The sequence below is a fragment of the Nostoc sp. 'Peltigera membranacea cyanobiont' 210A genome, from assembly GCF_002246015.1.
Taxonomy (GTDB): Bacteria; Cyanobacteriota; Cyanobacteriia; order Cyanobacteriales; family Nostocaceae; genus Nostoc.
This window is the reverse complement of the sequence record NZ_NOLJ01000011.1, coordinates 74,232-95,059: the sequence shown is the minus strand read 5'-3', so window position 1 is coordinate 95,059 and position 20,828 is coordinate 74,232. Positions and strand designations below refer to the sequence as shown.

Here is a 20,828-nt window from a genome sequence, read left to right as displayed (position 1 = left end):
CACTGTTAATTATCGGTATGACTTATAACCCATTACCTAGTTAGTTGTAGCAATTTAAATGTTGTATTGTCTTTCATCTGGCTCCCTCAATTTTCGTGAAGCTGAAGAACTACTTTTAGGAGTTACACATTGTAATACAAATGTAGCAAATTGGATTACAGGCGTCAACCTATCACCACAGACAGAAAGCAGATACTTCCCAGATGTATTAAAATTTGTAAAGAAAATCACTTTGTTTAAATAGCTCCTTAAAGTTCTGACACAATATGGCAGTCCGTCAAGATACAATCTGGGAACGTTTTTTATCCCCTGTAGTGCGTCTTTTGATTGATGAAGATGGGTTACGGCGTTACGCTGATAGTATTGATTGGGAAAAAGAGAGCGATCGCTATCGGCGAGATGATGTCATAATTCCGTCGTACTACAGTAATCAAAACTTTCACGGGATTGCTGGCGGATATCTCAATTCCGATGCAGCAGTTACTTACGATCCGATTACTCAATACGTTCTACCGCCTAATGAAGGTATTGTCCGTCAAGCTTTAGTTGATGCTGTCCAGGTGAAACCACGACGCATACTCGATTTAGGCTGCGGCACTGGTTCCACTACATTAATGTTAAAACAGGCTTTCCCCGAAGCGGAAGTTATTGGTTTGGACTTATCACCTTATATGTTGGTAAGGGCGGAAGATAAAGCTAGAAATACTGGCTTGGAGATCCTTTGGCGACACGGAAATGCTGAAAAAACTGGTTTGAGGGATGCAACATTTGACTTAGTAACAGCTTCTTTGCTATTCCACGAAACACCAGATGCAGTGTCTCTAGCAATTTTACGAGAAAGCTTCCGGTTGCTGGTAACTGGAGGACAAGTATTAATTCTAGATGGGAATCAGAAGACTCTGCGTCAGTTAGAATGGCTCAATGACGTTTTTGAGGAGCCATATATTCGTGAGTATGCTGCTAGTAGTACAGAAGCGAATATGGGTGCAGCCGGATTTGAAGCAGTGCGATCGCAGGATGTATGGTGGATAAATCAGGTAACTAGCGGCATTAAACCAATAGCAACCGAAAATGTCCGTCAGTATACTCCCACATCAGTAGATAATAATGATTTGGAGGGAATTGGTTCTCCAGCGTTTGGCATAAGGGCATGAGTTTAAAGGCAGTTCTCTTTGATTTTAATGGTGTCATCATTAACGATGAGCCAATCCACCTGCAACTGATCGATGAGATTCTCATTGAAGAAAATCTCCAACCCCAAAAGGTGAGTGAGCGTCAAGCTTCTTTAGGACGCAGCGATCGCGCTTGTTTTGGGCAACTACTCGCTAATCGTGGTAGAGTAGGCAATGAAAACTATTTAACTCAGTTGCTGTACCGCAAAGCCCAAGCTTATACGGTGGAACTAGAAAAAATAAAGAAACTGCCTTTATATCCAGGTGTAGAAGACTTAATATTTCAGGTGCGATCGCGGAATCTGAAACTAGGATTAGTTAGTGGCGCGATTCGCAAAGAAATAGAATTGGTACTGAATCGCGCTAAACTAGCCGAACATTTTAAAATTATCGTCGCGGGTGATGACATCACCACCAGTAAACCAGAACCCGATGGTTATTTACTGGCAGTAAAACGCTTGAATAAAGAATATCCCGAATTGAATCTCCAACCACAAGAGTGTCTGGCAATTGAAGATACTCCAGCAGGTATCGAAGCGGCGAAGCGATCGCAGATGCAAGTTGTTGGGGTAGCGAATACATACCCATTCCACATGCTTCAGCGCTGCTGTAACTGGACTGTTGATTATCTCAGTGATTTGGAACTCGAACGCGTACAGAAGGTTTATTCTCAAAAACAGCCTCAGCAATCGGTAACTGAATGTTAGAATAATCTATGGTGATAATGTATTGAGTTAATGAGTGATATTACTCTTGACTTAGCACCGATTAAGGGGAATTAGCTCAGTTGGTAGAGTGCTGCGATCGCACCGCAGAGGTCAGGGGTTCGAGTCTCCTATTCTCCATTTTTATAAACTGAAAGTTGCGCCGTTTTTTGCTAACCACTCTTTTCTATCCACACAGTCAGGTAAGATTCGCTCTACCCTGTCCCAGAAATCTCTATTGTGGTTGGGTTGAATTAAGTGAACCATTTCATGAACGACTATATATTGTATCATGGAACTAGGAAGCAAAGCAACCCGCCAATGGAAATAAATATCACCTTTGGGATTACATGAACCCCAACGATTACCGAGTTCGCGCACTTGTATAGAAGTCGGTTCTTTGCCGATTCTGTTGGCGATGGATGTAATAATTGATTCTAAATGCTCTTGAATATGTACGCGATACCACTGAATAAATAAATCTCGACCTTGCTGTTGATGCGATAGCGAGGCGCTGCTGCTTTCAGCAGATCGCAAAAGTTCAAAGCGTCCTTGGTAAAGTCTAAGTGGGTTGTTTGCGGTGTCTACTAATTTCAAGCGATAGCTGCGTCCTAAATAGTGAAAGCCTTCGCCAGGTAAATAAGTTTTTTGTGCAGTTGGCTGTTTTATCGCTGATTTTTTTAGCAGTTTGCTGTAAATCCAGAAGCGGCGTTGTTCAATAATTTCCCCTAGTTTTTCTAGAGGGACTTGAGGTGGTGTTGTCAAGACTAGTTTACCGTCGCGTTCGATAGTAATTTCAACTGTGCGACGACGGGGACTTTCGCGCAGTTCAAAAGAGAGTTCTCCAACATTAATGGTTTTCATCGCCCTCGATTTGCATCATGTCGTTCGGCTAATTGGGTGATTTGGTCTGCTAAGTCATCTAGTTTACTATCTGGGAAGAGATTTAAATCTTCTAATTTTAACCAGATTTGTTTGCGGAGATTATCTCTAGCTACCAAGTCGTTCCAGAAGCCGATTAGATGACTTTGATTGTAGATAAAATCTACCAGTTCAGTGGTAAAGTTTTGTAGTTGGGTGGAAATTTCGGGTGCTGGTGATTGCAGCGTATCGATGAGAAGATTGAAGAAAGGACGAATTCGGGCTGATGGTTGATTTTCGCTGACTTCGGTTTGTTCGGCTCGGACTTTTTGGGCTAAGGTTAAAAATTCTGTAGCGATCGCATCCCAATTGTCACCAAAACGTTGTAAAATTTCTTCTAGTTTATCGCTGAGGTTGCGGTAATAAACTGGGTCATCGTCTAGATGGGTGCGGATGTGATAGCGGATGGCGTGTTCCATTTCCGCCGCGCGAGTTTGTATGGAATGTCTTTGTTGTACCCGTTGCTCAAAGTCCAAGTCTAAAATATTTACTGGTGGAACTTTCAGGTTAATACCCTGAGATTGGATATGTTCGTCTATCAGCGCTTGAACTTTTTCTTTAGCGTCTTCTGGGCGTTCATCTCGGAAAATATCATCAACTAATTTCTTTAATTCTCCCAATTTTTTGGCATCTTTGAGGTAGCGCAAAGCTTGGGGACGAGGTAAAAAGGCATCCATTGCTTGCAGAAATTCCCGCAGTAGTTGATAAAATTCTGCACGCGACCGCTCGTCATGATTTAGGATATTTACACAAGCTTCTTTGTCATCGTCAATATTTAAGTTGCGTTCTTGCCAAAAGTTCATTACCAGGCGGTGGGTTTCGTCTAATTTGGGTAATTCTTCTTGGATATCAAACCAAGCACCATCGACATCTTCTTGATCGTAGACACTCATAGCGGCGGCGATGTCGATACCATAATAGTCTACAATTAAACCGTAGTCTTTACCTTCGGCGGTGCGATTAGTACGAGCGATCGCTTGTAATAAATCATGTTCTACTAAGCTGCGGTCTACATATAGCACTTGTTCTAAAGGTGCGTCGAAGCCTACCAGCAATTTATTATTCACAATTAAAAAAGCTAAACCGTCTTCATCTAAGTTTTTCCAGAAGCGGTTTTTGTAAGTAGTGTGGTTGTTTTCATCCGTCCATTGTTTCCAGGCTTGGGGGTCTTGTTTGCTGTTGGCGGAGATAATCGCCGCAAATTCCAGGCGCTTGATGGTATCTAGGTAAGAATAAGCTTGTACCAAGGTGCGGTATTCGGCTGGTGCGGATTCTAATGTCAGACTTTGCAAAATAACGGCTTTTGATTCTAATTCTTGAATCAGTTCGGTTTTAGCTGCGGTAAGATATTCTTGGTACAAAACACAAGCTTGGCGATCGCTAGCTGCTACCTGAGCTTTAAATTTATCCGGCATGATGCGCGTAACATAGTGCCGTAAGATATGTCTAGCCTTGGCTCTCATCAATTCTTTAGCGTTGAGAACGTTCCTTTTTCCGGCGTATTTGGATTTAATCGCAGCCCGTTCTTCTGCGGTAGAATCTTGAAATAGTACCTCAAAAAGTTGGTCTAGAGTCGTGGCTCCTTTGACTGCTCCCATTGTTTCCAGTCCTTCGTAGAAAATGGGAACGGTGACATTATCTTTTTGGGAATCCCGAATACTGTAGATATCAATATAAGGATTTTCGTCATTGGCAAAGATTTCGGCGGTTTTCTTTTTCTGCGCCGAGATGATGGGAGTTCCTGTAAAACCAATTTTGGCGCAGTTGGGTAAAGCTGCTGATAAATATGCGTGGAGAGTTTTATTATGAGAGCGGTGTGCTTCATCGATTAATAGTAAAATGTCTGCGGATGAATTGAGAGCATTGTTTAGTTCATCAATATCAGCGTATTCTTTCGGTTCATTAATTTTGTTAAATTTCTGAACCATCCCAAAAACAATACCCGGCCCTGTTTGTCGCAGTTTCTTCGCTAAATCTTTGATGTTTTGGGCGACTTGCAAAGTTTGACCGGAAAGGGTTGCTGTTTCTGATAGTTGGTCTTCTAAATCTGTGCGATCGGTAACGATGACCGCTTTAAACTGTTGAAGTTGGGGAATTGTCCGCAGTTTGCGGAGGATAAACACCATATCCAAGCTTTTACCAGAGCCTTGGTAGTGCCAGATAATACCGCCGCGCTGGTCTTGGCTCCCGTGTTCTGTTTTAGTTTTACCGTGTAGCAAGCGTTCAACGGCTTTGGATACGCCTCGGAATTGTTGGTAACGCGGGACTATTTTGATCCGACGGTTGTGTTTGGTTGTGAACAGAATGTAGTGGCGCAGGATGTCCAGCAAATTCGCGGGGTGAAGCATTCCGGCGATGAGTTGCTGGCGGCGGTTAAGTCCCGATATATCAATTAAATCCTCGTTTGTAGTGGGTGCTTCAGCGCTCAAATCAACACTAAAATTCTGACTACAAACCTGGGCGATGAAGTTGGAATCAAACGGGCTGGTGTCTTTCCATTCCAGATAATGCTTAGGTTGACTCCCCACCGTACCCACCACAGCCCGCCCGGAGGTGCAGGAAATCATCAATTGATTGTAGTGAAATAAGCGCTCAATTCCTTCGGGTTGCTGGCTGTGGCGTTGGTTGGAGTAAGTTAGCAAGTCTTGAATCCCAGATTTGAGCATATCTGCACCTGGGGCTTTGCATTCGATGACGACGAGGGGGATACCGTTGACAAACAAAATTATATCGGGGCGGTAGTGACCTTTGGGGCCTTTTACTCCCGGTGGGTCGATGCGGAATTGGCTGATGGCGAGAAAGTCGTTACGTTCCGGGTGGTCGAAGTCTATCAGGTTGATGGTAATTTGTTTACCTGTGAGTCCTTCGACTTTTACGCCTGTGAGGAGGAGTTTTGTCAGGGTTTCGTTTTTCTCCATCAGCTTACCGGGGCCGAGGTTTTGCAGTTGGTTGATGGCTTGGTTGATGCGGCGTTCGTCTAGCCAGGGTTGTCCGTTGGCGTCGGGGTTGATTTCTCGCAGTTGGCGCTGGAGTCGGGGAATTAGGAGAACTTCGTGGTAATTGTCCCGTTGTTCGGGGGTTGCTGCTAAATGGTTTGCTTCGATGTATTCCCAGCCTAAACCGCCGGGAAGTTGTCGCATTTTTTGGAGTTGTTCGATTGTGGGTAGTTCTGTATGCGTGTATTCAAGTCCCGTCATTTTGCGCCTCCTGTGGCGGAAGTTCTACATCTTCGTACAGCAGTGCGATAGGAAATTTAAACTCAATACAAACTAACTCAATTTCGTCGCCGTTGGTATAAGAAGTTAGTTCCCATTTGCTGCGTTCGTTGATGCGGAATATTTCTACACCAATGCTTTCGGAATTAATTAGTACGTATTCCTGTAAGCTCTCTAGGCGGCGATATTGGGCAAATTTAGCACCTCGGTCGTAGGCTTCAGTTCCGGGAGAAAGAACTTCAACAATTAATTTAGGGAATCGAATGACTTGAATCGCTTGTCTATCTTGGGCGTTGCAGGTTACGAGTACATCAGGATAGAAGAAGGAACCTTTTTCTGTAATTCCCACTTTGGCGTCAGAACCTAAAACCCTGCAAGAACTTCCTCTTACATGGGGTCTAAGTGCGGCGATGAGGTTAACAGCTATAGCATTATGGGGAATTGTCCCGCCTGTCATGGCGTAAACTTCGCCATTTATATACTCGTGTTTAATCTCCTGTGTCGCTTCCCATTGGAGATATTCGTCAGGAGTCATCTGGTATTTATTGGGTGTTGCAATCATTGCCTTTTTTGCCGGTTTTTTTGTATTTTATATTTGAATACGGTTTAGTTAAGTCTTAACTCTTTGGTCAAAGCCAATTTTTTTTAACGAACCGCAGAGACGCAGAGAACACAGAGAGAAGAAATAAATGCTTAACTGAACTGTATTGTTTTATATTCTTCTCAGTTTTATCCTTTGTTGGTTAAATTTTGACGCGCACTCGTCCGGTTAATAGGTCTGACATTAAGCCTTTTTTTAAAAGTTTGAGTTTATCTAGACAAATTTTTCTCGTAATAATCCTAGATTCATAACATCGCAATTGGTGAATAATTGCATCCTGTTCTTGTTTAGGTGGAATCGGAATTAACAGCTTAAGTAATGTGCTGCCTCTAAGATTTTTTTGGACACCGCCCTCAGCTTCATTAAGCACTCTTGCCCTACCCAATTCATAATTAAAGTACCTTCTGATAAACTCTGCTTTCACACTTTCTTTAAGTCGAAAGCGAATCAAGAAAGCTCCTGGCAATACTGGGATATTAAATCCTGGAAATACTGCTGTTATTCCACATGTCCCACTGCGGGAAATTAATAAATCACCTACTTCAAGAATATGTAAATTGAAAAGCTCAAGATTGAGATGAGCAAGTGGCATAGTAGATAAATCGAGATTTCCCTCTTCATCCATGTCGGTTGTTCGGAGGGTTGCAACGTTGCCATCATCTGCGTAGAGACTAGATGAAAATCGTGGCCCGAATGCACTAGAAAGTGTATGTTTGTGAAGTGGTTCTACATCCCAATCTTTCGGGATTATCCCCAAGAGCGATCGCTTAAACAATTCAGGGTTACGTGTATAATCTCTCAGTTCGCCATGATCGTCAATACCGCGTGTGAGGAGGTCGTGCAGCAGTCCGGCTTTAGCTTTTTTAAGTTTTGTGATGTGAGTGTCGGTGAGTGCGATCGCTTTATCAACTGTGTCTAATATTTTAGCGATGTCAGCACGTTCTTTTGTTGGAGGTAAGGGAATCAAAAAAGCACGAAGCTGTTGATAATTTAATCCTTCACGATTTCCACCTGCATTAAGTTTGTTAATTTGAGATTCACCAATATAAGATGCAAGCACAGATGATAAAAATATTGCATTCTCGCTGTTAGAATTTGGTAAACGAATAGCACAAACATGTTGATTAACATTAACTTTTCCAAGTCCTTCTGGAAGTGGACAGCAACGGCCTATTGATGCGCCTGTGATATTCAAAAGAACATCATGGGCAAAAACCTCACTGCGTTTCATGATTTTGTGAATTCTTTCATCAATGTGGGCTACATCATCTAGCAATAAGCCCTCAAAAGTAACGTTCTGACTTCGGATAAATAAAATTCCTTCTTTCTTATAAATATTACTTCCGCCTTTAGGAGTTATTCCACTACCCACATAAGTAGCAATATCACCAATAGCTACAATATCCCAATCTAATGGAAAATTTCCGATAGGTGTATTATTGAAAGTCTCCGACTTAACGAGGGCTTCAGACATAACCCAACCCCTTCAACAACTCACTCAACCTTAGATTAACCTCCTCCTCCTCCTTCTCAATTTCCGCCAACGTCACCCGATACTTATCCCACCAATTCTCAACCGCAGCAATCACCATCTGACGGTGTTCACTGACATATCTCTCCAACTGCATCAACAAATCCGCCTTAAACAAATCCAACACTAACCCCTGCGCTTTCTCCTCACTTAAACCTGCACTCGCTGCTTCCAACTCTTTAACAAGCAACCCTTTCAACTCCCGCACACCCTTACGTGCTTCCTTCAACCTTTCCAAAATCTCCTTATAAGGTTGCAATTGCACCTCAATCTCGGCAATTTCCTGCTCTTTTGGAATCACCATTGATTGCAGATTAGCCAATTCCTCTTCTAAATCAGTGGTATCATTTCCCTGCTTATTCTCATACTTAATCGACCCCTTCTTGCGGTCAGTTCCCAGCAATTCCTTCAGCCGTTTTTGACCATCCTTAATTGCATATTTCAAATCTTTCAGTTGTTCTTCTAATTGCTTGACAAAATTAACAGCTTCCCCATCTTCCGACGCTTCCCCTTCCTCCCCTTGTTCAAAAGCTTCCTTCTCCTGTTCCAACGTCGCCACATCCGCCTCAGCATCTTCCAACTGTTGCAAATACTGGGGAACCAGCGCCGGGACAATTTTGTGACTCAAAGCGTCAAACTTATTACCAGATTGCTTACTTTCCGTATCTTCCAAAGCATCCCGAATTGTATCCACCCAAGAATCAATCAAACCTTTAAAACCCAAATTCGCTAAACGTTTCAAATCCGCAGAAACCTCATAAGCATCTTCCCACCAACTAGCAATAACTCCCATAGTCTTAAACCTATCTAACAAACCAATGGGACGCACCGCCGCTTCAAATGTCTGTAAAAATTCTGCCCGCAGCTTCATCAACTGCTTATTTTTAGGCAAATCAATTAAACGCTGTTGATGTTCTTGCCACCAATTGAGAGTAACTTGCCGCAGTTTCTCCTCCTGTTGTACAATCCCGGCATCTGTTTCAATGCGCTGCTTAATTTGGGCGCGTTCGGTTAACGTTGGCTGAAAATCTAAATATTCTTCCATGTTTATTAATTCGTAATTAATTTTGACCTCTCTCCAAACCTCTCTCCTAAGAGGAGAGAGGCTTTGAATCTTACTCCCCTTCCCTTGTAGGGAAGGGGCTGGGGGTTAGGTTTTATTGGTTTCCTAAGTAGTTGTAGTAGCGTGTCAAGGCTAAATTTGTGCATTAGCAAACTCTTGTGGGATGGGCTTCTAGCCCGTCCTTCTTGGCGGGCAAGATGCCCGCCCCACAAGAAAATTTATTGCATTATTTTAGTCTTGACACGCTAGTAGTAGCGTGGCAAGACTAAAATAATGCATTAGGCGTAAGTTGGGTGGAGCGGAGCGCAACCCAACATATATCAGGATGTTGGGTTACGCAAAGCCTCCACCCAACCTACATTTTTTTGCAACATTTTAGCCTTGTCACGCCAGTAGGGTGTGTTACCGCGTTAGCGTAACGCACCAAAAACCGCGAATAATACGTTAGTGTTATGCCAATACATCGCCTCGTTATGCCAATACATCGCCTCGTTATGCCAATACATCGCCTCGTTATGCCAATACATCGCCTCGTTATGCCAATACATCGCCTTGTTATGCCAATACATCGCCTCGTTATGCCAATACATTGCCTTGTTATGCCAATGCATCGCCTTGTTATGCCAATGCATCGCCTTGTTATGCCAATACATCGCCTTGTTATACATCCATATTTTTAAACTTGGGGACTCATCCCATAGAGTAATTACAAATTACGAATTACGAATTACGAATTAATCAACCCTTGCTTGCAACAAAGTCATCGGGTCAAAACCGTGACTAGCAAACAATTCCTGCTTTGCATCCACCTCAGACTTTGGTACACCACCCAAGATGTGCGATCGCACATCTTGAGGTTCTGGCGGTGGGGTATTATCAGCATAGCGGCGAATATTGCAGTTATATTCATAGTCAGCTAATTGTTGTTGAGTCACCACCGCCGCATAACCAGGAATCCCCGGATAATCGGCATTAGTTGTAAAATCTTCATAAGCTGAAACAATTTTTTCTATATGTTCAGGACGCAAAGAATTTTGAGCGCGTCCAGCCTGAAATTCTGCATCAGCGTTGATAAATAACACCTTACCTTGAGTTGCTGCTGGTTTGGCACCTTTGGGACGCATCACCAAAATACACGCCGGAATCCCAGTACCATAAAATAATTGTGGTGGTAAGCCAATCACCGCCTCTAAATTATCTTCTTGAATAAATAACTGGCGGATTTTCTTCTCTTCTCCACCGCGAAACAGTACCCCATGCGGCATAACTGTCGCCATAATCCCATCTTGCTTTAACACCGCTAGGATATGCTGGGCGAACATTAAATCAGCTTTTCCACTCGTAGGGCAAAAAACGCGGAATCGTTCTTTAAACTCCATCTGGTTATCTTTATTACCCAGGCTGTAGTTTTGCGAAAATGGCGGATTACTCAATATTCGGTCATAATGCTTTAAGTTTCCCGCGTCTTTAATCGGCACCATCAAGGTATCGTCGTTATGAAGCACAGCGTTGGGGATGCCATGCAGTAATAAATTCATCTTGCAGATAGCCCAAACTCCCCCGTTATTGTCTTGGCCGTAAAGCCTCAAATTGCGGGAGTTTCCACCGTGTTCTTCTGCTGCTTCGACAAAATTAACATTCCCCCCGAACCTACGCAGGGGTCATAAACCTCCATCCTTTCTTGGGGGTTGACAATTCGCACCATTAACTTTACCACCCCACGGGGAGTATAAAATTCACCGCCTTTTTTACCAGCAGAGTCCGCAAAGAAATAAATTAAATACTCATAGGCTGCACCCAACAAATCGGGAAATTCTAAATCTTCATTACGTAGCGATCGCTTGTCAAAATGTTCTATCATTTGGCGTAATTGCAAATCGCTTAACGTACTCTTGCCACCCACCTGCTTATTAAAATCAATATGCTCAAAAACATCCCGTAACACTGCCGGATTAGCATCAGCAAGTTTGTGTAGGGCAATATTAAGTTTGTTGCCTATCTGTTGATGAAAGGTGTTAACTATGGTACTCCAACGAGATTCTATCGGTACAAATAACGTATAGGCTTCTGCATCAGTTGCAATATAGCGGTTATCATTTTCCGCCCTTTCCTTAGCAGCTTCCTCACTCAGCCCTTTATCCATAAAATTCTTGACAATTTGCTGATAGCGGACATCAAACACATCAGCAGCCCGCTTTAAAAACAGCATTCCAAAAATAAATTCCTTATATTCAGAAGCGTCCATCTTCCCGCGCAAAATATCAGCCGCCGCAAAAAGGTGACGTTCCAGCTTCGGAAGGGTGAGTTTTGCCATAACAGTAGAATCCCTGACTTTGTGATCAGCAGAAATTTGCCTTTACTTCGTGGGTATTAGCACTTATTGATAGCGAGTATAAACAAAGCCAGCATTAATGACCTTTTGACTAACTTACTCTCTGTTTAACCCATCAATCAATTAAATAAATGTCTTTTTACAGACAATCACTAATGTTACCACCAGAAGGCAAAAAAGTATTTTATACCCGGCTGATTGGCTTTATTTTTGTTAGAGTTTATTAAAAACAACTGCCAACTGTGAAATGCTGTTAATGCTTATACAGTAAAGGGCTTGCCATCAATTAGGAAAATAAAACTGTTCTTCTTTACAATATTTAGGGGATTCGGAAGTTTTGCACAATTGTTAGTAATGTGAGTTTTTATGTTTGAACAGCAACCTGAAGATTTACGATTTTATGTTAAAAAATTAGCTACCGAAGCTGTACAAAACTCAGAACCATCGGCATGGTTTGAAGTGTTATATACCGAAGCTAAAGGTGATACAGCAAAAATTCCTTGGGCAAAGTTAACTCCTCACCCTTATCTACAAGATTGGTTGAAGAATCATCAACCGTTCGCTTCTGAGCAAAAGGCGCTAGTCATTGGTTGCGGCTTGGGAGATGATGCCGAAGCTTTAGCTCATCTGGGATTTGAAGTAACTGCCTTTGATATTTCACCGACAGCGATCGCTTGGTGTCAAGAGCGATTTCCAGATTCGACTGTCAACTATGTAGTCGCAGATTTGTTAGCAATTCCCTCACAATGGCATCAAGCTTTTGATTTTGTTTTTGAATGTCGTAATATTCAAGCTTTGCCGTTGAATGTGCGTTCTGGGGTTATTTCTTCAGTTACCTCCTTTGTTGCTCCTAGTGGCATACTTTTGCTGATTACTCGTGTTCGAGATACAGAAGTTGAACCCTCTGGCCCACCTTGGCCATTATCAGACTCAGAATTAGCACAGTTTGAAAATGTGGGATTACAGCAAGTAGAAAAACTCGTATTTTTAGAATCTGAGCTTGACGTTAAGCAAGTGCGGATTGAATATCAAAGGCATAATTATTTGACAGATTTAAATTATGCAGCCAAAACCTAATTCCTTGCTGCGTAAGGATTTTACAAATTCTCAAAGTTATTATTCTGGTTTACCGAACAGAGAAATTAGAGTAAACCGTAATCTTTTTTTAGGTCTAATTAAGTGCGGTAATCATCATTTAATTAGGTGATGATTACCGAATTTACAGGAGTTTGAACCATACTTATTATGAATACATACAGCACAAAATCAAGTGCAAAAACGATTAAACAATAGCTGAATTTTTCCGAGAAAGAGTTATGGTACTAGTTCGTTACAACCCCTGGCAAGAATTGAACGCTTTAGAACGTCACATCAACGGCTTATTTGGAGATACCAGAGTACCATCTGCACGGCTTGAAAAAGGCTTTGTCAGAGTTCCGGCTGCTGAGTTGCACGAAACTGATGATGCGATTCATCTCAAGCTAGAACTGCCAGGACTGGAAGCTAAAGACTTAGATATTCAAGTCACCCAAGACGCTGTTCACATTAGCGGTGAGCGCAAGTCTGAAACTAAAACCCAAGACAAGGGTATTACCAAGAGTGAATTTTACTACGGCAAGTTCCAACGTGTAATTCCTCTATCTGCTAGGGTTCAAAATACCAATGTTACCGCAGATTATAAAGACGGGATCTTGAATTTGACACTGCCCAAGTCCGAGCAAGAAAAGAACAAAGTTGTCAAGGTTAATCTAGAACAACCTGCTTCATAAGTGCGAAACTACTCACCTCCAATAATTGATTGAGATAGCTAAAAGCCCAGTTAGAAATGACTGGGCTTTTTTGTATGCGATCTCTACTTTAAGCTACTTTAATGGGCTGTGACGCTCCTACGTCGCTATCGCTCTCTTTAGCTCTAAGAATTGGAGCGATCGCTGCACTGTTAATGAATTTACATTAATTACTCAAGAATCAATATCAATACAAATCACTGTAACGTATGGATTAATTACTGATTCAGGCACATCAATTGTTAATTCTCCTAACGGATTAGAATTGAGGATAGAATCAATAATTGCACAGCGACTTGTGTAGGTTAGTGCTGTGCCGTCAGCAAGAACAAACACCGATTTTACTTGTTTGATTGGTATACCCCTAACTGATATTGTTTCGTAAGGTTTCATTAATAGGTGTAAATAAATGCGATTGCCCTTACGAGTTGAGGGGCCATAAAATTGCCACGGTTCTAATCCTGGGGTTGTATCAAGTATACTTTCAGAGTGGCTCCCCATCCAATCTGCTATATCTTTGAGGCGCTCTGACTGCTCAGGAGGGATTTGTCCATTACCCATTGGACTAACATTAAGCAAGAGGTTGCCCCCTTTGCCTGCTACTTCGCAAAGAGTGTGAATCAATTGACGAGACGATTTGAAGTTGCAATCATCTGAATTATATCCCCAACTCTCGTTAATAGTCAGACAAGTTTCCCAAGTACGATCGGGTGGGTGAGGAGGAATAAACTGCTCAGGAGTCTCAAAATCTCCACAATTCGGAAGACGATCGTTGATGAGAATATTAGGTTGTAAATCACGAATCATTTTTGCTAATTCTTGAGCCTGCCATTGCTCTGGAGTGCGTTCCCAACTTCCGTCAAACCAAATGATGTCAATTTGACCATAGTTAGTCAATAATTCTCGTATCTGATTGAACATAAATTGGATATATCGCTCCCACTGTTCTGCTGTAGGTTGAGGTAGCCGGTCAAAGCGATAAGGTTTATCTGTTTCTGTAAAAGCTGGATAATCTGGATGATGCCAGTCACTAAGCGAAAAATAAAGACCAATACGCAATCCTACAGAGCGCATCGCTTCGATATATTCACGTACAATATCTTTTTTATAAGGTGCAGATGCAATTGAAAAGTTTGATTCTTGCGTATGGAATAGGGCAAAACCATTATGATGTTTGGCTGTTAATATGGCATATTTCATTCCTAGACTTTTTGCTAAATCTGCCCATTCTTGAGGATTGTATTGCTGTGGATTGAAAGTATTCGCTGTGTAGTGATATTTCTCAACTGGAATATCTTTGCAAAAAGGTAGGCTGAATACACCCCCAACTAACGGCCAAGATAACTCACATCCTTGTTGGGAACTATGTCCCCAATGAATAAACATCCCCAATCGAGCTGTATCAAACCAGTTATTCATCATGGTGAAATTTGGTAATAATTCTGCTTAATAAAGGAGAAATAGCTCCCTTTGCATATTAGTACATATACAGATTTTGGTTGTTATTATTTGTTGGCTGAGGTGAAAATGCGATCGCATTGGTTATAGAACCCAGTTGTCACGACTTATCCTCAATCACCAATGTAGACTCAGCAGTACGCCCAAATTCTTCTGGCGTATATTGCAAGTGAACTTCTGCACCAGGCCAAGAAAATGTACCAGGAGTAACAGAACGGACTAAGTAATGGAGGCTATAAACTCCTGGTTCCAGGTGGTCGGCGTAGGCGATAATGCGATCGCGGTACACATTCTTAAAACCAAGTTCCCAGCTATCGGCTTTTGCTTGTAATGCAGCTGTGGTAGTTTGAAAACTTGCATCCACTGCCTCAAAACCTGATGGTAACGGATCTTTTATCACCAGATGATCCACAGAACGATCGGCGATGATTTCTAAACCAATATCAAACACCTGTCCAGAGGCTAAAGTCAAGGGTTTATCGAAAGCATAAAGACCTGTTTTTTGCAAAACTTTCTCTTTATTTACTTGACTAATTTCTCGTGTTATGCGTAGTCCGTTAAATCTGCCTGCTTGATTTCCTTGCAAGCGATAATTGTAAGCAACCAGATAGTGCAAAGTGCCATTACCTGATTTTTGCAGCGTTAAATCATTACGCCCACGAGGTAATTTATTCATCGGCACATTTAGCTGTAAGCTGGAATTTTGGTAGCCATTAAACTGATTTTCTCCTAACTTATTACCAGCTAATTCCACTGTGGCAACAAAATTAGGTGGTGTGGCTTGCAGTTGACTATAATCTACCAAAGCTGTTAAAGCTTGGGCATTATTATAGTTAGTTTGCCATGTACCATCTCGTCGCAATGCCAAAAGACTTTGGAATAACTTATCTATAACTTCGGGTTTACTTTGTTTGGCAATAAATAATCGTAAAGCTTGCGCTTGCGTCGTGGTAGATGAACTCATCCATCCCCAACTAGTTGGTAAACTCACAACTGCTGTGCGACCAGTTTCATAAATATTCTGTTGCAGCTTATTCACTAATTGCTGAGATTCATCTTGCCATTCTGGGAATTGAGATAAGTATCCTGCTAGTTTAATTTGAGTTGCTACATCAAAGTTATTGCGCTGTTCATAAATATCTGCGAGGAAAGTATTGCGTTTGTCTCCCAAGTCTGCTAAAGAGATTAAAGCATTAAGTTGTAGCTGCCTTTTACAGAGTAGTTGTTTACAAAAGTCGTATTCTCCGGGGTTTGCTAGAACTTTTTGTAAATAGGCTTTCAGGCGAGATACCATTGCAGAATCGACTAAATTAGGGAACACCTGACTAGCTTTAGCCAAAGATTCACCCGTATAGGAAGAAACCCAAGGGTCGGATTTTTCTTGTCCAGGGAAAGCAGCAAAACCACCATCGGCTATTTGGAGTTTTTGTAATTTTTCAATTGCTTGACTCGCTTGTTGGCTAGGATTAAATTCTGCAAAGGTCTGACCATATTTTTGGGCAAGAGTTTGCAAATTTGCCGCAATTATTAACTGACTCGCCGCCGGTTCTGTAAATGGTAAATCATCATCTTCTAAAACTTGTTTTGCTGGTGCTTTAATTTCTGGAATCAAAGTACTCGCCAACTGAATATCTAAACCCCCCGCATCAGGGAAGGTATTTTTATCAACATTCAAAGGAATCTTCACCTGTTTGTCAGTAACACCAGATTCAACGACTTGTTCTGTAATTTCAATTGGCTTAATTTCCAAAGGTACTTCAAAAGCATCTGCGGCTGTACCATTTAGCTGAGTCGTAAAGCGAACTTTACCAGTTCCCACACTATCCGCCAGCATGGGAAAGCGATAAGCATGAGTTGCAGATTCGGCTTTGGTTTGCAAAGAAGTCGCTGTGGGGTTTTTGTCAGTAAACTTCACATTACCGCTAAGTTCGCCATTAATTGAGAGATTTCCTGTATTCCCAGTGTTATTAGTTACAGATAAACCAGCGAGGATGCGATCGCCTGGACGGGCAAACTGTGGCAAGATGGCATTAGTTAGCAGTGGCTTGGTGCTGATAAAGGTCGCCTCCCCATTCCCGAAACGCAGATTTCCATCGGTGGCCACAGCCATCACTCGCCATGTAGTTAAGTCATCCGGGAGTTTAAAGGTTATCTGTGCATTACCATTTGCATCGGTGAGAACAGAACCGTTGTAGTAAGCTAAGGCTTGAAAGTCGGTGCGGGCGCGAGTATTGGCTGCACCAGTTGAGAAACCACCGCCATAACCCCAACCTTTGGGTTTAGCTATATTTTGTGGTTGTAATATGACATCTGGTCGATTATCGCTAAAGCGCGTGGAAATTGGCTGTTCTGCATAAACTGTATCTACCAAATCTGGCGGACGATAACCAGAAAGTTGTAACACTGCCTCGTTTACCACCATGACTGTAAACTGTCCTTTGGTGGGGTTTCCTTGATTGTCCTTCAGTTCTAGTTGTACCGTTTCTTCTGCGCCAGGTTCTAATGATGCTTGCACTGGTTTAACTTGCAGTTTTAAATACTTATCTTCTAAATTAACTTTAAAAGGAGTAAAACCAATCTTCACCAAGTTATCTAAACTTCCCGCTTCCACTTGGTTAATGGGTTTACCTTGTCTTACTAAGACAGCTTCAATGGCTGCATTTGGCAGCATTTCTGGTGTAACTTGAAACTGAATTTGTGGTGCGCCTCCCTGAACTTTAATAATCTGCTGATAAAGAGGTTTATCTTTAATCACAGCAAAGTACAATTCTGCATCTGGATAGGGAGATTGAATTAATACAGTAGCGGTTTCGCCTGCTTTGAACTCTTTTTTATCTAGTTTAACTTCTAAGACATCTTCTTGTCTAGAACCCCAAAATACCGGATTTTCTCCAGTTGCCCAAATTTGCAAATCTGTAGCACTTGATTCGCTTTTTGCATCGCTAAAATTAACTCTAATCCGATATGAAGCGGATTCCGGTGCTGTTAAACTTACTGATTGCGGATTACTTGCAGATGTAATTTCTGCTTGTCCCACTGTTTTATATTCAATTTGATTTTTTGGAGTTCGGCTACCTTCCACCAACTGCGTGACGCTGCTATATTTAATCTGTTGTAATTCCAGGTGCACCCGTTGACCTGTGATTGGTTTTCCTGTAGGGTCAGTAACAATCACTTCAATCGGGAAAGGCTTACCAGCATCAGCAATAAAATTACTTTTTAATCCGATGAGGCGATTACTCGGTAAAGCTGTAAATGTTTTAGAATTCGCTACAGACAAATTAGAAACATCTGCAACTTGCACATCTACTTGGTAAGTCATCGGATATGGTAAATCATTAGCCACATTTACAGTTTGACTACTTTTACCATTAGCATCTAGTTGGGCATTAGTTTGCAATACATCAGTAGATATAGTAGGCGTTTCCTCCGGCCATAACCATTGCCTACCAAAAGTAAATCCTTCCCAACCTTTAGGAACAAAATCAGCCTGCTGGCGAGTGATAAAATATTTTGCTTCTCCACCTTCTACAGGTGCGCCAAACAAATAATTGCTTGTAGCATTAATATTAACTTTCTCGTCAATGAGAGCAAATTCTTTATCTAAGTTGAGTTCGACTTTAAAATTGGGTGGCTTAAACTCAGCTACCCGAAATTCTCCAGAAATTTCTTGTCCATTTTTACCTTTCGCTTGGATTGTATAGTAGCCTAAGCGCTGAGTAGTTTTAATTGGCAGTTCCAGAGAAAAACTGCCAAATTCATTTGTAGTTTGCGTACCTAAGCTAGTTTTTTGTCCATCGGGATTTACCAAAGTTAATTGGTAAGCAGCATTTTTATCCTGCTGAATTACACCATTTTGTAAATAGTCTGCAAAACCAGTTAACCAAGCCTTTTCGCCTGGTTGATATAACTGTCTATCCGAGAAAATTACCCCGCGTGATTCTGGCTTCTTATCTTGCCAACCCGCATCAATACCGTAGCCATAAACACCGCTATATTCTTCAGTTCTAGCAAATGCCCAATCTTGATTCTCACGGGCAATTACTAATAACTGTGGTGATTTACTAGAGCTTTCATTCCCAGAATAACATTTCTGTAATCCTTCACGAGCAATTCTAAAAATTCCATTGTCATCAGTTTTACCTGTTGCACAAGGTAAAGGTTCGGGGCGAGATTTTGCTTGTAATTTTGATTGATAAATTTCAACAGCAGCCGCTTTAACTGGCGAACCATCTGTAAGATGATTGACACGAATTAACCCTGACTCAGGAAACCACTGAGTAAATACGCCCAAATTAGTCAATTCAACTAAGCCATAAGTCGTAGGTTCGCGCCACAGTTCCTTACCATTATCCTGATATTTATTAGTGCGGGCTTGAACTCCATAAGCTAACATCCCCGTAGCAGCACTAATTTTTTCTCGCAAAGGAACAGCAACATCAACTGATTGATTTTTCTTACCCGATACCTTAAAGCTTTGCCAATCAGAAGGTTGTGGTAATAAATCACTACTATTATTAAAATAAACTAAATCTATTGGTTGAACTACTCGATAAGCGGCTTTATATTTAGATTCTGGCAGATTACCCGTACTAATATTTAGCTGTAAATCTTTACTTGTGGGGAAAATATTCAAATCTGATGGTACCCAAATATCACCAGCTAAATCTCCAGTATCATATTTAAGGGTGACGGGTTTACCCAAAGTTTGCCCAAACTTATCTTTGAGATTTTCGCCGATAGTAATTGTATAAGTCTTAGCAGGTTCTAGCGCATAAGGATTGATACCGACAATTTTATCTTCATCATTAACTTCCAAAATTCTCGAAATTTCTTTTGGTGCTGGATTAATAGTAATGTTTTCTTTAGCTGAATCGGCTAATAAAACGTTATTAAATTCTAGCTGCGGACTGCCTTTAACAAATCGTCCAAATGTTCCGCCTGAATCCGGCTGTCCGTAAAAGTTAATTTTCTGAAATGCCAAAGGCGAATAAGTTGCTAATTTACTGGCAAATTCTTTCGCTGTAGCTAGATTGCCATAAGCAGGAAGGATTCCGGGAGAAAATACTAGCCGATAACTAGTTGCTTTTTCCAGATTTTGCTGTGGGATGAGATTATAAATCCAATTGCGTGCTGAAGGGTCAAACTTTTCTAAAGGGTCTTCTTCATTTTTTAATGGTTTTTCTTCTTTGTTTAATTCGACTTTAAAACCTATACCTTTATTTTTACCTTCGGGAATTAACTGTAAATGTTCTTGTACAGAAGCTAAATCCAATTCTACATTGGAAGTAAACTGTAACTTTTGTTGTAAATCAATTGGCTCGATATCAGCCTTTTCAATGGGGTTGACACCGGGTAAATTAGTCAGGTTGATAGATTCGGTATTAAAAGTCCAAGGCAAATCTTTGTCTAGGCGATGATTTTTTAAATCAGCTAAACCTGCTTTTAGAGTGACTTGAAATCGTGTCGCTATTGGTAATGCCTTCTCAGCTTGAAATCCCACCATACGCGGTGTTAAAAAGCGAAATTGACCGGGTAAAGGCGGCCAAAGGGCAAATTTTTGTAATATTTTTTGCTGTTCTGGACTATCAAGACTTTCAACTGGGATTAAAGCCTCTTTAAAACGGATGCGGATTTGATTGAGGGGTTTTGCATCTCCAATGGGACTTATTTGTTCAATCCAGCCTGGTAATTTTGGTGGTGTGAGTGAGGAAACTGCTGGAAGTTGTTCTTTACTTGAGTTGATACCAAAAAAATTACACCCTGCCATCCCTAATATAAATGTAAAAAGAAGAAGAAACTGTATTGTTCTCTTCCGCCTTGAAAAACGTCTAATTTTTTTTAACGTAGACGCTTCTCTACGAGACGCTACGCGAACGGCTTGCCGCAGGCTACTGCCAATAACCCTAAGAAGGCGATAGGTTATTTTATGCTGGAAACGCAGTAAAACTCTGATAATCATTTTTCTAGTAATTAAAAATAAAAAATTCACGCACTATAGCAAATAAAAACTTTCATTCCCTGATGGAGTCGGAAATGCCAAG

General features: G+C 41.4%; 11 protein-coding genes, 1 tRNA gene and 1 pseudogene. 5 read left to right on the top strand and 8 right to left on the bottom strand.

Annotation, left to right across the window (positions count from 1 at the left end):
* Positions 1-266: 266 nt before the first annotated feature.
* From CDG76_RS29330 to CDG76_RS29320, 3 genes are all read left to right on the top strand, one after another.
* On the top strand, positions 267-1,154 hold the full coding sequence (locus CDG76_RS29330) for a class I SAM-dependent methyltransferase (RefSeq protein ID WP_094352366.1): 888 nt from the start codon (positions 267-269) through the stop codon (positions 1,152-1,154).
* Positions 1,151-1,879, top strand: a complete 729-nt coding sequence (locus CDG76_RS29325; protein ID WP_094352365.1) for an HAD family hydrolase — start codon at positions 1,151-1,153, stop codon at positions 1,877-1,879. The genes CDG76_RS29330 and CDG76_RS29325 overlap by 4 nt, the downstream gene beginning before the upstream one ends.
* A gap of 65 nt (positions 1,880-1,944) precedes the next feature.
* A tRNA-Ala gene (locus CDG76_RS29320) sits at positions 1,945-2,017 on the top strand.
* Positions 2,018-2,020: 3 nt separating this feature from the next.
* Here CDG76_RS29320 and CDG76_RS29315 read toward each other — a convergent pair.
* The 6 genes and pseudogenes from CDG76_RS29315 to CDG76_RS29285 all read right to left on the bottom strand — a co-directional run bounded on the left by CDG76_RS29315 (position 2,021) and on the right by CDG76_RS29285 (position 11,452).
* Complete coding sequence (locus tag CDG76_RS29315; RefSeq protein ID WP_094352364.1) at positions 2,021-2,740, bottom strand: M48 family metallopeptidase; 720 nt, start codon at positions 2,738-2,740, stop codon at positions 2,021-2,023.
* Positions 2,737-5,994, bottom strand: coding sequence for a type I restriction endonuclease subunit R (locus tag CDG76_RS29310; RefSeq protein WP_094352363.1), 3,258 nt, complete (start codon positions 5,992-5,994; stop codon positions 2,737-2,739). Before CDG76_RS29310 ends, CDG76_RS29315 begins: the two co-directional genes overlap by 4 nt.
* The gene (locus CDG76_RS29305; RefSeq protein WP_094352362.1) at positions 5,981-6,574 is read right to left on the bottom strand and encodes a Uma2 family endonuclease; all 594 of its coding nucleotides are present in this window, start codon (positions 6,572-6,574) and stop codon (positions 5,981-5,983) included. The genes CDG76_RS29310 and CDG76_RS29305 overlap by 14 nt, the downstream gene beginning before the upstream one ends.
* A 181-nt stretch (positions 6,575-6,755) precedes the next feature.
* Positions 6,756-8,087: a restriction endonuclease subunit S gene (locus CDG76_RS29300; RefSeq protein ID WP_094352361.1), complete on the bottom strand. Its 1,332-nt coding sequence runs from the start codon at positions 8,085-8,087 to the stop codon at positions 6,756-6,758.
* Positions 8,080-9,189 (bottom strand): hypothetical protein, encoded by a 1,110-nt coding sequence (locus CDG76_RS29295; protein WP_094352360.1) that lies wholly within the window; start codon positions 9,187-9,189, stop codon positions 8,080-8,082. Before CDG76_RS29295 ends, CDG76_RS29300 begins: the two co-directional genes overlap by 8 nt.
* A gap of 752 nt (positions 9,190-9,941) precedes the next feature.
* A pseudogene (locus tag CDG76_RS29285) lies at positions 9,942-11,452 on the bottom strand (type I restriction-modification system subunit M).
* Positions 11,453-11,905: 453 nt separating this feature from the next.
* Between CDG76_RS29285 and CDG76_RS29280 the strand changes: the two are divergent.
* Positions 11,906-12,616 (top strand): class I SAM-dependent methyltransferase, encoded by a 711-nt coding sequence (locus tag CDG76_RS29280; protein ID WP_094352358.1) that lies wholly within the window; start codon positions 11,906-11,908, stop codon positions 12,614-12,616.
* Between the two features lie 239 nt (positions 12,617-12,855).
* The gene (locus CDG76_RS29275; RefSeq protein ID WP_094352357.1) at positions 12,856-13,308 is read left to right on the top strand and encodes an Hsp20/alpha crystallin family protein; all 453 of its coding nucleotides are present in this window, start codon (positions 12,856-12,858) and stop codon (positions 13,306-13,308) included.
* Between the two features lie 192 nt (positions 13,309-13,500).
* On the opposite strand, the gene CDG76_RS29270 is transcribed toward CDG76_RS29275, so the two are convergent.
* Together CDG76_RS29270 and CDG76_RS29265 are read right to left on the bottom strand one after the other, a co-directional pair.
* A complete protein-coding gene (locus CDG76_RS29270) occupies positions 13,501-14,748 on the bottom strand; it encodes an alpha-L-fucosidase (protein ID WP_094352356.1) in 1,248 nt (415 codons plus the stop codon).
* Positions 14,749-14,884: 136 nt separating this feature from the next.
* The gene (locus CDG76_RS29265; RefSeq protein WP_190241021.1) at positions 14,885-20,554 is read right to left on the bottom strand and encodes an alpha-2-macroglobulin family protein; all 5,670 of its coding nucleotides are present in this window, start codon (positions 20,552-20,554) and stop codon (positions 14,885-14,887) included.
* Positions 20,555-20,828: the final 274 nt, after the last annotated feature.